Raw genomic sequence first — 14410 nt, forward strand, 5'->3', positions numbered from 1 at the left:
CCGGTAAACTCGTGAGCGCATCGCCCTTGTGCGGGAGAGTTCCGTAGCTGCCAGCCACGGACGCCGAAGGAGCAACACCTCTCCGTCAACCTCTCAGGCACCCAGGACCGCGCATGGCCCCGATGCCTCTGGAAAGTGGTAGGTCCACGCCTACCCGCCCATGGGGAAAGGCATTTCTCGCGTTCAGCGGGGTCGCCGAATCTCTCAGGCACCGACGACAGAGGGAGGGGAACCCAACGGTTCGTCAACCCTCACGCGTCTGGAGCAATCGCAGGTGTCCGACTCCGAGAACTTCACCTTTGCCGCACGTCACATCGGACCTGATGCCGACGCCGTTGCCACCATGCTCGCGACCATCGGCGTGGGCTCGCTGGACGAACTCGCCAAGAAGGCGCTGCCGGCCGGCATTCTCGAGTCGCTGGATACAGACCAGGTGGCACCGGGACTGGATCAGCTGCCGCCGGCCGCCACCGAGGACGAAGCTCTGGCGGAATTGCGCGCGCTCGCCGATACCAACACCGTCGCGGTGTCGATGATCGGGCAGGGCTACTTCGACACCCTCACGCCACCGGTGTTGCGGCGCAACATACTTGAGAACCCAGCGTGGTACACCGCCTACACGCCTTACCAGCCGGAGATCAGCCAGGGCCGGCTCGAGGCGTTGCTGAACTTCCAGACCATGGTCTGCGACCTCACGGGACTCGAGGTCGCCAACGCCTCGATGCTCGACGAGGGCACCGCGGCCGCCGAGGCGATGACCCTGATGCACCGCGCGGTCCGCGGATCGTCGAACCGGCTGGTCGTCGACGTCGACGTGTACCGGCAGACCGCCGCCGTGTTGGCCACCCGTGCCGAGCCGCTGGGCATCGAGATCGTGCAGGCCGACCTCACGCAGGGCCTGCCGGAGGGTGCGTTCTTCGGAGTCATCGCGCAGCTGCCGGGGGCCAGCGGCGCGATCGTCGACTGGAGCGAGATGGTGGCGCAGGCGCATGACCGCGGCGCGCTCGTCGCCATCGGCGCCGACCTGCTCGCCATGACGCTCACCACGCCGCCCGGTGAAATCGGAGCCGACGTCGCGTTCGGCACCACCCAGAGATTCGGCGTCCCAATGGGATTCGGCGGACCGCACGCAGGATATCTCGCAGTGCACGCCAAGCATGCCAGGCAACTTCCCGGCCGCCTGGTCGGAGTCTCGCTCGACGCCGACGGGGCACCGGCGTACCGGTTGGCGCTGCAGACCCGCGAACAGCACATCCGGCGCGACAAGGCCACAAGCAACATCTGCACCGCACAGGTGCTGCTCGCGGTGATCGCGGCGATGTACGCGAGCTACCACGGCGCGGACGGGTTGTCCGCGATCGCGCGGCAGGTGCACGGGCGTGCCCGCGCGATCGCCGCGGGGTTGACCGCCGGCGGTGTGGAGGTCGTACACCGCGCGTTCTTCGACACCGTGCTGGCCCGGGTTCCCGGGAGGGCGGCGGATATCCGCGACGCCGCCAAGGCTCACGGTGTCAACGTCTGGCTGGTCGACGACGACCACGTGTCGGTGTCCTGCGACGAGGCCACCACCACGCAACACGTCGACGCCGTGCTGTCGGCTTTCGGAGCAGCCCCGGCGGACATGTTCGAGGGACCGGACATCGCGACCCGCACCTCGGAGTTCCTGACCCATCCCGCGTTCACGAAGTATCGCACCGAGACGGAAATGATGCGATATCTGCGGTCGCTGGCTGACAAGGATATTGCGTTGGACCGCAGCATGATTCCACTGGGATCGTGCACGATGAAGCTGAACGCGGCCGCCGAGATGGAGCCCATCACGTGGCCGGAGTTCGCGCGCCAGCATCCGTTCGCACCGGCATCCGACGCACCCGGGCTGCGGAAGCTGATCGCCGACCTCGAGACGTGGTTGGTCGCGATCACCGGCTACGACGCGGTGTCCTTGCAGCCCAACGCCGGATCGCAGGGGGAGTACGCCGGACTGCTGGCGATCCAGGCGTATCACGCCGAGCGCGGCCAGCCCGACCGTGACGTGTGCCTCATCCCGTCGAGCGCGCACGGCACCAATGCCGCATCGGCGGCGCTCGTGGGGATGCGGGTCGTCGTGGTGGCGTGCCGGGCGAACGGCGACGTCGACCTCGATGATCTGCGCGCGAAGGTGAACGAACACGCGGATCGGTTGTCCGCGTTGATGATCACCTATCCGTCGACGCACGGTGTGTTCGAGCACGACATCGCCGACATCTGCGCCGCCGTGCACGACGCCGGCGGTCAGGTGTACGTCGACGGCGCCAACCTGAACGCGCTCGTCGGCCTCGCCCGGCCCGGCCGGTTCGGTGGCGACGTCAGCCACCTCAATCTGCACAAGACGTTCTGCATTCCGCACGGCGGCGGGGGGCCAGGTGTCGGGCCGGTCGCGGTGCGCTCCCACCTGGCCAAGTACCTGCCCGGCCATCCGTTGGCCGACGAACTACCGGACAAATATGCGGTGTCCGCGGCGCCGTATGGTTCGGCGTCGATCCTGCCGATCAGCTGGGCCTATATCCGGATGATGGGCGCCGGCGGTCTCCGTGCCGCGTCGCTGACCGCGATCGCCTCGGCCAACTACATCGCCCGTCGGCTCGGCGAGCATTACCCCGTCCTCTACACCGGCGAGAACGACATGGTCGCGCACGAGTGCATCCTCGATCTGCGGACCATCACCAAGGAGACGGGCGTCACCGTCGACGATGTGGCGAAACGGCTGGCGGACTATGGCTTCCACGCACCGACGATGAGCTTCCCGGTGGCGGGAACATTGATGGTCGAACCGACGGAAAGCGAGAGCCTGGCCGAGGTCGACGCGTTCTGCGAGGCGATGATCGCGATCCGTGGCGAGATCGATGCCGTCGCCGCGGGCACCTGGCCGGTGGACGACAACCCGATGCGCGGTGCGCCGCACACCGCAGAATGCCTGTTGGTGTCCGACTGGGACCATCCCTACACCCGGGAGCAGGCGGCCTACCCGCTTGGCAAGAACTACCGCCCGAAGGTGTGGCCGCCGGTACGTCGCATCGACGGTGCGTACGGCGACCGCAATCTGATGTGCTCGTGCCCGCCGGTGGAGGCGTTCGCCTAGCTGACACTGGGCCGAGTGTGGGATTGACGCACTTCTTTCGGCGAAAAGTGTGCGGGTAACCCACGTTCGCGTGAAGCTCACGCGAAGCGGTCGATGATCGCTTCGGCGATCTGTCCCGGTGCGTCCTCCTGCATGAAGTGGTTGGCCTCCGCCAACTCCACGACGACGTGATCGGGGAATGCCTCGCGCATACGCGGAAGGTTGGGTCCGGGCCGGAACGCGAAATCCTTCATGCCCCAGACGAACAGCGCCGGTTTCGATCCGAGTTTGGCGGGCACGTCGCGGCTGAGCCTTTCGAGCAGCGGACGGGCCGCCAGGATCTCCTTCGGCATGCGCGCCACCCCGGCACGGTCCTGTGGCGTCGGCTGGACCCCGCGGTAGTGCTCCATCACCGCGTCGTCCAATGATGTGCTCGTGCCCGCCGGAATCATCCGCTCCACGAAGAAGTTCTGCTTGGTGATCGCCCATTGCATGGGCGGACTGCCCATCACAACGCTGAAAACCTTCGTGGACAACTCAGAGGTGGGCCAGAACCAGGTGTTGCCGAGCACGACACCGCGCACCCGATCGGCGCGGTCGGTGGCGACCGCCATGCTGATCGGTCCGCCCCAGTCCTGGCCCATGGTCAGATACTTATCGAGTTCGAGGTGGTCGACGAGCTCACCCATCACGGAAGCGTGCTCGTCGATTCGATACGTGAACTCCGATGGGCGCTCGGAGAGCCCGAAGCCGAGGTAGTCGGGCGCGATGCAGCGGAAGCGATCGCGCAACCCGGCGATGATGTTGCGGTAGAGGAAACTCCATGTCGGATTGCCGTGAAAGAACACGATCACCGGACCGGTACCTTCATCGATGTAATGCACCCGGCCGCGTGAACTGTCGAACCATCGCGGAGAGAACGGGTACAGCTCAGGGTCAGGTGTGAACTCGCTCGGCAATTTCGGTCCCTCCGCAGACGCCATTGATTACGGTTCGTCAGGTGTTACCCCCCAGCGTGACAGAGTGGCGCGACGGCGGCAGCTCGATGAACACGCCCGCCGGTCGGGTGTTCGTCCGCTCGGCGCCGGGCGAGGGCCCGACCATCCTGCTGCTGCACGGCTACCCGTCGAGTTCCTACGACTACCACCGGGTGGTGCCGCACCTGGGTGACCGGGCCTGGGTGACGCTGGACTTCCTCGGCTTCGGACTGTCGGACAAGCCGCGTCCACACCGCTACAGCCTGCTCGAGCAGGCTGACATCGTGCAGACCGTGGTCGCTGAGACCGCCTCGGGGCCGGTGGAGTTGATAGCGCACGACATGGGCACCTCGGTGGCCACCGAACTGCTGGCGCGAGATCTGCAGGGGCAGTTGCCGTTCGAACTGCAACGCGCCGTGATCGGCAACGGCAGCGTGATCCTGCACCGGGCCAGCTTGCGCCCGGCCCAGAAGCTGCTTCGCGGTCCGTTGGGTCCGATCCTGAGCCGGCTTTCCAATGCATCGTCGTTCCAGCGCGCCTTCGGCAGGTTGTTCAGCGCCGAGCATCCGATGAGCGAACAAGAGGGGCAGGCGCAGTGGGCGCTGTGGTCGGCCAACGACGGGCACCGCATCGCCCATCTGTTGATCGCGTATCTCGACGAGCGGGTGAAATACGCGGCGCGATGGCACGGTGCCGTGCGGGACTGGCCCAAACCGTTGAGCTTCCTCTGGGCACTCGACGACCCAGTCGCGACCGCGAATGTGCTCGACGGGTTACGCGAGCTGCGCCCCGCCGCACCGGTAATCGAGCTTCGCGGCGTCGGCCACTACCCGCAGGTGGAGGTGCCGGAGGAGTTCACCCGGGCCGCGCTCAGCCTGCTGGCCGCGCATTAGCTCACGAAGGTCGCGACGGCCGACGTCAACTCCGGGCCCGTCGAGCCGGCCAGGTTCTGATAGCTGCCGCCGCTGATCTCGGCGACCGCCTCCCATGTGGCGCGGTCGGAGTCGGAGCCGAAGTCGATGATGTTCACCTTGACCGGCCGGGTCGGGTCGACCGCTCCGCGGATGAACTGCTCGAGCCCCGGACCGTTCAACGACTGGTCGGAGTGCGGACCGGTGGTGATGACCAGGACCGAGTTGCTCTGGCCGGCACGGAAATTCTGCTTGGCCTGGTCGTACACGAGCCGCAACGTGGTGAAGGAAACGGCACCGCCGTTCGATGCCGTCTGTCCGTCCAGCTCCTCGGTGAGCGCCGCTGACCGGGGCCTGCCGTCGACCTGATCCGACAGCGGACCCATCGGAATCTCCGAGCGCCCCTCGACACCGTCGAACGTCCAGAGGCCAACCGCGGAATTCGGCGGCAGCGCCTGCAGCCGGGCATTGAGCGCCGCCGCCACATTCCCCAGTCGCGATTCGCCGCCCTCGTCGGTGGGCATCGACTGATCCAGCATGATCGTGACCGCGGGGTTGGTCACCGGTGCGGTCAGCGAGTCGGCGAGCGCGACGCGCTCCGCGTTGTCACCCACCGACAGTGGGGCGCCCAGCGGTGCGAAGTCGGTGACATCGCTGTCCGGCGGTGTAGCGCCTTCGGTACGGAAGCCCGCTTTGGACAGCTCGGACAGTTGTTCTGGTTCGCGCATGAACCGGGCGAACTCGCTGGCCGCGGACACCTGTTCCTGCGACAGCCAATCGCCTGCCAGCAGGGCCGTGGGGTAGTCCGCCATCGCCACCGGTCCCGGCGGCAGCCACGACGCCAACACGTTCTTCGCATCGGGCAGTGCGGCGGCGCGCTGGAAGAGTTGCTGTTCGGTGGCGACGACCGCATGCACCGGCGCGGCCGCGGGATCGTCGGCGTTCAGCAGCGCGTCCATGGCCGTCGAGGCCTTCTTGTCGGCGAGTTTGGGCTGGCCTGCAACCAACGAGTTCACCGCGCCGATACCGGAATTGGGGGGTGCCCCAGCCGGTGCGGATGCCGCCGCCACCGCCTCGGCCGCCAGATATGACGCATCGCTGTCACCGGACAGCGGTAGCGCCAACCGCAACGGACCCCACCCCGGAAGGCCCAGCCCGTCCAACGCGCTGGGGTTGGTTTGCAGCGTCGGTAACGAGGCCCAGTTCTGTTGACCCAGAGCGGATTTGAGCTGTGGTCGCATCGCCAGCACCACAGGGGAGGTGATCAGCGAGCGACTGTCGCTGATGATCTTCTCGCCGGCACTGGCCTCGAGGCGGGCGGCCGAGATCGAACTCGCCGGGATCCACAGGGCTGGCCGCTCGCCGAGTTCGGCGGGCCATTGGCCGATGAATCCGTTGACGACCTGATCCGAATCTGCGGGCGTGACCCCGACTTTCACGCAGCGATCACCCACCGGCGCAGCGCTGCGGTTGTAATTGTCCGCCAGGATCTTTATCTGGTCCGACACCGAGGGGTCGGCGACCACAGCGACGGCGAGTTCACCGTTCACGCACCGGGCGGCGGCGACATCACTGCGATCGGACAGCGCATCGCCGAAGAAACGCCACAGGATGACCGCGCCGACGACCACGACGACTGCGACCAGGGCAGCGATCACGCTGATACTGACGCCCCGCCTGCCGGGGGTCACCGCGCGGTGACTGCCCGTCCATTCGCCGCCTTCCCACTCACCGCCGTGCGCCGGGCCCGAGCGGGGACGACTGGGCGGCGGTGGGGTTGACGAACCGACGCGCTGCAGGCCGAAGCCGTCGGTCGGGTCGGCGTCTTCGTAATCGGAATTGCGGTAGGCCGGTTCGTCGAAGGTGTACTCGTCGGGGTCCGCGCGCGAGAATTCGGCGTCGTCGAAATCCTCGCTGCGATAACCGGGGTCGGAGAACCCCGGTGCATCCTGCTCGGACTCGCGGTATTGCGGTGCGTCGTACTCCGGTTCGCGGTAGCCAGGACCGAAATCCGGCTGGTAGTCGCCGGACTGGCCGAAGCGCGTGGTCTCCGGTTCTTCGTGCTGCTCTTCGCCGGCCGAATCCTCGGGGTCGGGAATGCTATGCCTGCCCACGGAAGCCCTTGTGCTCGCTACGTCGACGGGTCATCGGATCAACCACCGTTGTTTGCTGCTTTGAACTCTCGGCGCTTGCGGTGGAGGATCGGCTCGGTGTAACCGTTCGGCTGAGCCCCTCCGGCCAAGATCAGCTCCTGCGCGGCGGCGAACGCCACGCTGCCGTCTGGGTCTGGTGCCATGGGCCGGAATTCCGGATCTTTTTCGTTCTGCTGATCCACCACCGCGGCCATCCGCCGCAGGCTGGCCTTCACATCGTCCTCGGTGATGACACCGTGGCGCAACCAGTTCGCCAGCAGCTGACTCGAGATGCGAAGGGTGGCACGGTCTTCCATCAGCGCGACGTTGTGAATGTCGGGCACTTTGGAGCAGCCGACGCCCGCGTCGATCCAGCGCACCACGTAGCCGAGGATCGACTGGCAGTTGTTGTCGACTTCTTCGCGGATCTCCTCGGGCGCCCACGCGAGTTCCTTACCCAGCGGCACGGTCAGCAGCTCATCGACAGTGGTCCGCGTCTTGCCCTGCAACTCCTTCTGCACGGCGAACACGTCGACCTCGTGATAGTGCATCGCGTGCAGAGTGGCCGCCGTCGGCGACGGCACCCACGCGGTCGTGGCGCCGGCCTTGGGCTGACCGATCTTCTGCTCGACCATGTCGGCCATCAGGTCCGTCATGGCCCACATGCCCTTGCCGATCTGTGCGCGCCCGGAGAACCCCGTGGCCAAGCCGACGTCCACGTTCTGGTCCTCGTAGGCCAGGATCCACGGCTGCGTCTTCATGGCGCCCTTGCGGATCATCGGGCCGGCCTCCATCGACGTGTGGATCTCGTCGCCGGTGCGGTCCAGGAAGCCGGTGTTGATGAACACCACGCGGTCGCGTGCCGCTTTGATGCAGGCCTTCAGGTTGAGGGTGGTGCGTCGCTCCTCGTCCATGATGCCGACCTTGATGGTGTTCGGCGGCAGACCGAGCACGTCCTCGACCCGGCCGAACAACTCGACGGTGAAGGCCACTTCGTCGGGCCCATGCATCTTGGGCTTGACGATGTAGATCGAGCCGGTGCGGCTGTTGACCATAGGGCCGTTCTTGGTGGCGCCGTCTTCGTCCGCCTTCAGACCGTGCATCGCGATCAGGCTGGTGAACAGCGCGTCCTGGATGCCCTCACCGATCTCATTGCCATCGACGTCCACGATCGCGTCGTTGGTCATCAGATGACCGACGTTGCGCACGAACATCAGACTGCGGCCGGGCAGCGTCAGCTCGCCCTCGCCGTCCGGTGTGGTGTAGGTGCGGTCCTCGTTGAGCACACGGGTGAACGTCTTGTCGCCCTTGGCCACCTCTTCGGTGAGGTCGCCGCGGTTCAGGCCCAGCCAGTTGCGGTAACCGAGCACCTTGTCGTCGGCGTCGACGGCGGCCACGGAGTCCTCGAAGTCCATGATCGTGGTGATCGCGGATTCAAGGACGACGTCCTTGATGCCGGCTGCATCGGTGGCGCCGACGGGGGAGTCCGGGTCGACCAGGATCTCGACGTGCAGGCCGTGGTTGCGCAGCAGCACCGACCAGGAGGGCGAACCGAGTTCACCGGTGTAGCCGACGAACTGCTCGGGCGTCGCAAGGCCGGTCGATTGCTCGTCACCCAGCTCGACGATCAACTGCCCTTCGTCGATCTTGATGCCGGTCGCATCGCTCCAGGCGCCGTTCGCCAGCGGGGCCGCACCGTCGAGGAAGCGGCGGGCGTACGCGATGACCTTGTCGCCGCGGACCTTGTTGTAGCTGGTGCCTTTCTCGGCCCCGTCGTCTTCGGCGATGACATCGGTGCCGTACAGCGCGTCGTACAGCGAACCCCACCGGGCGTTCGCGGCGTTCAGCGCGAAGCGTGCGTTGAGGATCGGGACCACCAGCTGCGGGCCCGCGGTCGTGGTGATCTCGTCGTCGACGCCCGCGGTGGAGATCGTGAAGTCGTCGGGCTGGGGCAGCAGGTACCCGATCTCGGTGAGGAACTGCCGATAGGCCTCGGGATCGATCGGCTCAATGACCCGCTGGCGGTGCCACTTGTCGATACGTGCCTGCAGATCGTCCCGGTAGGCGAGCAGTTCCTGGTTCTTGGGTGTCAGGTCGGCGACGACCTTGTCGACGCCCGACCAGAAGGTGTCGGGATCGAGGCCGGTGCCGGGAAGTGCCTCATCGTTGACGAAGTCGTACAGCACCTGGGCAACACGCAGGTTGCCCACTTTCACGCGATCGGTCATATTTCCTCCCTCGCCGCAAAGGCGTCGAACGCAGTGCCGTCGATCCAGCTTACCCGCGGGTAACGGCGCCTAACTCTGATGTCGCCGCCGAGGCGGCTCCGGTTCCCTCGTGCACCACGCCGGTGCCTTCCGCGGCGAGCAACTGCTCACACGCCTTGGTCAGGCGCTCTCGGAGCGGTGCTGCCTGCTCGGCAACGTGCTGCTGGATACGAACGTATTCGGAACGCCCGGCGGGCGTTTCGATCGCGATCGGCTCGAATCCGTAGTCGCGAAGATCATAGGGACTGGCGCGCATGTCGAGCTCACGGGCTTGGGTGGCGAGCTCCAGACAATCCATCACCAGCGCCGAGTCCACGAGGGGTCCCAGCTTGTAGGCGAACTTGTAGCAATCCATGGCCGCGTGCAGACAGCCGGGTTGCTCGGACCCGACCTGGCCATCCCGGGTCAGTTGCTCGCTGTTGCGTTCGGTGGCCGGCTTGGTGAAAAAACGGAAGGCATCAAAATGGCTGCACCGCAACGGCATTGATTCAACGACCGCATCTGTTCCGGCGGCGCCGAGTCGCAGCGGGACGCGCTCGTGGCGCACCGTGGGCGCGCGGTAGACCATTGCCCACTCGTGCAGCCCGAAGCAGTTCAGCCGCGCCGGCCGCGACGCCGTCGCGCGCAGCAGCCCGGCGATGAAGCGCACCGTGTCGGCGCGGCCGGTCAGGTACTCACGACTCACCGTCACACCGGCGCGGGTACGTCGATAGCCGCTGCGACCCAGGTAGCGCGCCGCCGAATCGCCGGCGAGCGCCACACCGAACCCTGGGTGCCACGTCCGCAATTGCCGGGGACGCAGGCTGTAGTAGGTGAACAGGAAATCCCAGACGGGATGGGGCTCGGAGGCCGGTGTGCGCAACGACCGCAGGAATCCGTCGACCCGTTCACGATGACGCTGCTCTCGGCGGGTCCAGTCGTGCTCGTCGAGCACCCGATAGCGGGTGTCGGTGTGCGCAGACTCACACACGGTGTGTTCCGTCACGCACGGTGCCGACCAGGTCTTCCACCAGGTCCTCCAGTGCCACCATCGCCGAAACGCTGCCGTCGGGCGCGGTGACGAGTGCCAGGTGCGCGTTGTCCCGCCGCAGCCTCGACAGCGCGTCGGGCAGCGACATCGATGCCGGCACCCGTGGCAGCGGCCGCACCATCGAGGCGTCCAGCACCTCCTGTTCGTTGGAGGGGTCGTGGACCAACGGCAGGACGTCCTTGATGTGCAGGTACCCGACGTAGTCGCCGGCCGGATCGCTGACCGGGAACCTCGAATAACCGGTTTCGGCGAGTGCTTCTTCGATCGCACCCAGGGTGGGGCCGAACCCCGCGCGCGCGACCGGAACGGCGCGGATCTTGCTCAGGGGCATGGCGACGTCGTTGGCGACGCGATCGCGGATCTGCAGTGCGCGGGTGAGCCGCCCGTGCTCCTCCTGGTCCAGCAGACCCTCGGATCGCGATTCCGCGATCATCTCGGAGAGCTCGACCGTCGAGACCGCGACGTCGAGTTCGTCCTTGGGCTCCACGCCGAACGACCGCAGCGTGGTGTTGGCGCACCAGTTGTAAAAGGCGATGAACGGCCGGGCCAGCCGGATGTAGACCAGGTACACCGGGATCAGCAACATCGCCGACGATTCCGGTCCTGCGATCGCGATGTTCTTCGGCACCATTTCGCCGAGCAGGACGTGCAGCGTCACCACGATGGCGAGCGCGACGAAGAAGGACACCGTGTGCAGCACGGTGTCGGGGATGCCGACCAGCCCGAACGGCTTCTCCAGCAGGTGAGCGACCGCCGGTTCGCCGACGCGGCCCAACAGGATCGAACAGATCGTGATGCCCAGCTGCGCGCCGGCCAGCATCAGCGACAGGTTCTCGCCGGCGCGGATGACGGTCACCGCGCTCTTCTTGCCCTGCTCCGCCAGCGCTTCGAGGCGGTCGCGGCGCGCGGAGATCAGCGCGAACTCCGAGGCGACGAAGAACGCGTTGGCACCGAGCAGCAGGAAGGTCAGTAGCACACCGAAGATGTCGCCACCCATCAGTCGTCATCTCCTGAGTTGTGGCGGCCCAGTTCGGTGAGCTCGAGCAGGTCGATACGCCTGCCGTCCATGCGGATGACCGTGGCCAGCCATCGGATGGGATCGTCGAGCGCGACGCCGTCGGGGTCGAATGCCGTCAACTCGACCGACTCGGATTCATCCGGAATGTGCCCCAGCTTTTCGAGCACCAGTCCGCCGATCGTTTCGTAATCCCCCTCGGGCGCACGGAAACCGGTGGCGTCAGCGACCTCGTCGATGCGCAGCAACCCGGACACCTGCCAGCCGCGTCCCGCGGGCACGACATCGGGCGGCTCGACGTCGTGCTCGTCGCGCACGTCGCCGACGATCTCCTCGATGAGGTCCTCCATGGTGACCATGCCAGCGGTGCCGCCGTACTCGTCGACGACCAGCGCGGTCTGTAGGCCGTTGGCGCGGATCTGGGCCATCACCGCGTCGCCGTCGAGCGTGGAGGGCACCGTGGCGACCGGCAGCGCGAGGCGGGCCAGGGGGGTGGTGGCCCGCCGCTCCGGCGGCACTTCGAACACCTGCTTGACGTGCGCGATGCCGATGGTTTCATCGAGGTCGCCCTCGATGATCGGGAAGCGCGAGTAGCCGGTCTTGATGGCTGCGGCGACCAGGTCGGCGGCGGTGTCGTCGGATTCCAGCGCCTCGATCTTGGATCGCGGAGTCATCAATTCCTCGGCGGTGCGCTCGCCGAACTGCAGCGAGCGGTCCACGAGCACGGCGGTGACCGGGTCCAGTGCGCCGCTGCGCGCGGAGCTGCGCACCAGCGACACCAGCTCCTGGGGTGAGCGGGCAGAGCGCAGTTCCTCGGCGGGTTCGATACCCAGCCTGCGCAGAATCCAGTTGGCGGTTCCGTTCGTTGCGCGGATCAACGGCGTGAACAGCGCGGAGAACAGCAGCTGCGGACCCGCCGACCAGCGCGCCGTCTGCACCGGCCGGGCGACCGCCAGGTTCTTGGGCACCAGTTCGCCGAACACCATCGACAACGACGTGGCGATCAGGACGGCGCCGAACAGGGACAGCCCACCCACGAGACCGTCGGGCACACCGATCGCCTCGAGACCGGGCCGGATCAGCCGCCCGACAACGGGTTCGGCCAGATAACCGGTGGCCAGCGTGGTGATCGAGATGCCGACCTGGGCGCCGGAGAGCTGGAACGACAGCGTTCGGTGGGCCCGTCGCACCATCTGGTCACGGCGGGCGCCACTGCGCGCATTGGATTCGACCGTGCTGCGCTCGAGCGCGGTCAGGGAGAACTCCGCGGCGACGAACACCGCCGTTCCGGCGGTCAGCAGCACGATCGCGCCGATGGAGAGCAAGGACATCGTGAGGGTCATCGAGAACTCAGCGTCCACACCGATGGGGCGCCGGGCCTGTTGCCCGGCCGACTAGGGGATGGCTCGGCGTCGTTCGGCTCGTCGCCCGGCCGCTCTGCCCCCAAGCTCGCGGCCTCAACGGGTGCCTGCGGCACAGGGTCCCTTTCGAGTAGACACGTGAGAGTGGGTCCATGTTAGCCGTTGGTGACCGGCCGGTGGATTCACCAGCCGGTCGGCAGTGGATGACCCTCGGCGAACCCCGCGTGGGACTGCACACCCAGCACAACCTTCTCGTGTAGCTCGGCGAGGTTGCCCGCGCCCACGTAGGTGCACGTGCTGCGCACCCCGGAGGTGATGTGGTCCAGCAGGTCCTCCACCCCGCCCCTGGACGGGTCCAGCCCCATCCGCGACGTGGAGATACCCTCCTCGAACAACGACTTGCGGGCCTGGTCGAACGGGTCGTCGGCGGCGGTACGCGCCGCGACGGCGCGCTTGGACGCCATGCCGTAGCTCTCCTTGAACGGCCGATCCTCGCGGTCGCGCATGAGGTCGCCCGGCGATTCGTAGGTGCCGGCGAACCACGAGCCGATCATGACGTTGGAGGCGCCTGCGGCTAGGGCCAGCGCGACGTCGCGGGGATGACGGACACCGCCGTCGGCCCACACGTGACCACCGAGTTGTCTTGCCGCCGAAGCACATTCGAGCACCGCCGAGAACTGTGGCCGGCCCACGCCGGTCATCATCCGGGTGGTGCACATCGCGCCGGGCCCGACGCCGACCTTCACGATCGACGCGCCCGCCGAGATCAGGTCGCGGGTGCCTTCGGCGGACACCACGTTGCCCGCCACCAGCGGCAGCCCCAGGTCCAGTGAGGCGACCGCCTTGATGGCGTCCAGCATCCGCAGCTGATGTCCGTGCGCGGTGTCGATCACCAGCAGGTCGACGCCCGCCTCGGCCAGACCGCGCGCCTTCGCGCCCACGTCACCGTTGATGCCGACCGCCGCGGCGATCCGCAACCGGCCCGTCGCATCCACGGCAGGTGTGTAGATGCCCGCACGGATGGCGGCGGTCCGGCTGAGCACACCGGCCAGGGTGCCGTCCGGTTCGGTCAGTACCGCGACGTCCACGGGCGCGTGTTCGAGCAGGTCGAACACCTTCCGTGGGTCGGTGCCGGCGGGCGCGGTGACGAAGTCCGTGATGGCGATGTCGCGGACCCGGGTGAACCGGTCTACGCCCACGCAGCCCGCCTCGGTGACCAGGCCGATGGGCCTGCCCTCGAACAGCACCACCGCGGCACCGTGCGCGCGCTTGTGAATCAGCGCCATCGCGTCCGACACCGAGTCGTCGGGGGAGAGCACGACCGGGGTGTCGACCACCAGGTCGCGACTCTTCACGAAGTCGACTGTCTGCTGCACCGCGGAGATCGGGAGATCTTGCGGCAGAACGACAATGCCGCCGCGACGCGCGACCGTCTCGGCCATCCGCCGACCCGCTACCGCGGTCATGTTCGCCACCACCACCGGAATCGTGGTGCCCGAGCCGTCCGACGTCGAGAGGTCGACGTCCATCCGCGACATCACATCGGAGCGTCCAGGGACGATGAAGACGTCGTTGTAGGTCAGGTCGAACGCGGGCTGGTGGCCATTGAGAAACTTCATG

The 14410-nt window shown here is 67.1% G+C and carries 9 protein-coding genes and 1 riboswitch; of the genes, 2 read left to right on the plus strand and 7 right to left on the minus strand.

From position 1 onward, the window contains the following. Nucleotides 1-21: 21 nt before the first annotated feature. A riboswitch (glycine riboswitch) is annotated at nucleotides 22-120 on the plus strand. A 154-nt stretch (nucleotides 121-274) separates the two neighbouring features. Next, on the plus strand, nucleotides 275-3118 hold the full coding sequence (gcvP, locus tag BST47_RS19340) for an aminomethyl-transferring glycine dehydrogenase (protein WP_083127251.1): 2844 nt from the start codon (nucleotides 275-277) through the stop codon (nucleotides 3116-3118). Between the two features lie 77 nt (nucleotides 3119-3195). Here the strand turns inward: gcvP and BST47_RS19345 are convergent, their stop codons facing one another. Next, entirely contained in the window at nucleotides 3196-4056 is an 861-nt protein-coding gene (locus tag BST47_RS19345) for a haloalkane dehalogenase (RefSeq protein ID WP_107529021.1), read from the minus strand. 41 nt (nucleotides 4057-4097) lie between these two features. On the opposite strand from BST47_RS19345, the gene BST47_RS19350 reads away from it, so the two are divergent. Then, the gene (locus BST47_RS19350; protein WP_107529020.1) at nucleotides 4098-4967 is read left to right on the plus strand and encodes an alpha/beta fold hydrolase; all 870 of its coding nucleotides are present in this window, start codon (nucleotides 4098-4100) and stop codon (nucleotides 4965-4967) included. On the opposite strand, the gene BST47_RS19355 is transcribed toward BST47_RS19350, so the two are convergent. From BST47_RS19355 to BST47_RS19380, 6 genes are all read right to left on the minus strand, one after another. Next, nucleotides 4964-7099 (minus strand): vWA domain-containing protein, encoded by a 2136-nt coding sequence (locus BST47_RS19355; RefSeq protein ID WP_083127253.1) that lies wholly within the window; start codon nucleotides 7097-7099, stop codon nucleotides 4964-4966. The two genes, BST47_RS19350 and BST47_RS19355, sit on opposite strands and share 4 nt — an antisense overlap. A gap of 38 nt (nucleotides 7100-7137) precedes the next feature. After that, nucleotides 7138-9345 carry a malate synthase G gene (locus BST47_RS19360; protein WP_083127254.1) on the minus strand — a complete coding sequence of 736 codons (2208 nt, stop codon included), beginning with the start codon at nucleotides 9343-9345 and terminating at the stop codon, nucleotides 7138-7140. Nucleotides 9346-9394: 49 nt separating this feature from the next. Then, entirely contained in the window at nucleotides 9395-10369 is a 975-nt protein-coding gene (locus BST47_RS19365) for a 3-methyladenine DNA glycosylase (protein ID WP_083127255.1), read from the minus strand. Continuing rightward, complete coding sequence (locus BST47_RS19370; RefSeq protein ID WP_083127256.1) at nucleotides 10347-11411, minus strand: hemolysin family protein; 1065 nt, start codon at nucleotides 11409-11411, stop codon at nucleotides 10347-10349. Before BST47_RS19370 ends, BST47_RS19365 begins: the two co-directional genes overlap by 23 nt. Continuing rightward, nucleotides 11411-12772, minus strand: coding sequence for a hemolysin family protein (locus BST47_RS19375; RefSeq protein WP_083127290.1), 1362 nt, complete (start codon nucleotides 12770-12772; stop codon nucleotides 11411-11413). The genes BST47_RS19370 and BST47_RS19375 overlap by 1 nt, the downstream gene beginning before the upstream one ends. A 200-nt stretch (nucleotides 12773-12972) precedes the next feature. Continuing rightward, nucleotides 12973-14409: a GuaB1 family IMP dehydrogenase-related protein gene (locus tag BST47_RS19380; protein ID WP_083127257.1), complete on the minus strand. Its 1437-nt coding sequence runs from the start codon at nucleotides 14407-14409 to the stop codon at nucleotides 12973-12975. Nucleotide 14410 lies beyond the last annotated feature (1 nt).

Origin of the sequence: Mycolicibacterium tusciae (assembly GCF_002086795.1) — a bacterium.
Classification (GTDB): domain Bacteria; phylum Actinomycetota; class Actinomycetes; order Mycobacteriales; family Mycobacteriaceae; genus Mycobacterium; species Mycobacterium tusciae.

What these genes read in the sequence shown, in the direction of transcription:
- BST47_RS19360 (WP_083127254.1), bottom strand. Translation starts at nt 9,345, where the DNA reads ATGACCGATCGCGTGAAAGTGGGCAACCTGCGTGTTGCCCAGGTGCTG.
- BST47_RS19370 (WP_083127256.1), bottom strand. Translation starts at nt 11,411, where the DNA reads ATGGGTGGCGACATCTTCGGTGTGCTACTGACCTTCCTGCTGCTCGGT.
- BST47_RS19375 (WP_083127290.1), bottom strand. Translation starts at nt 12,772, where the DNA reads ATGACCCTCACGATGTCCTTGCTCTCCATCGGCGCGATCGTGCTGCTG.
- BST47_RS19380 (WP_083127257.1), bottom strand. Translation starts at nt 14,409, where the DNA reads ATGAAGTTTCTCAATGGCCACCAGCCCGCGTTCGACCTGACCTACAAC.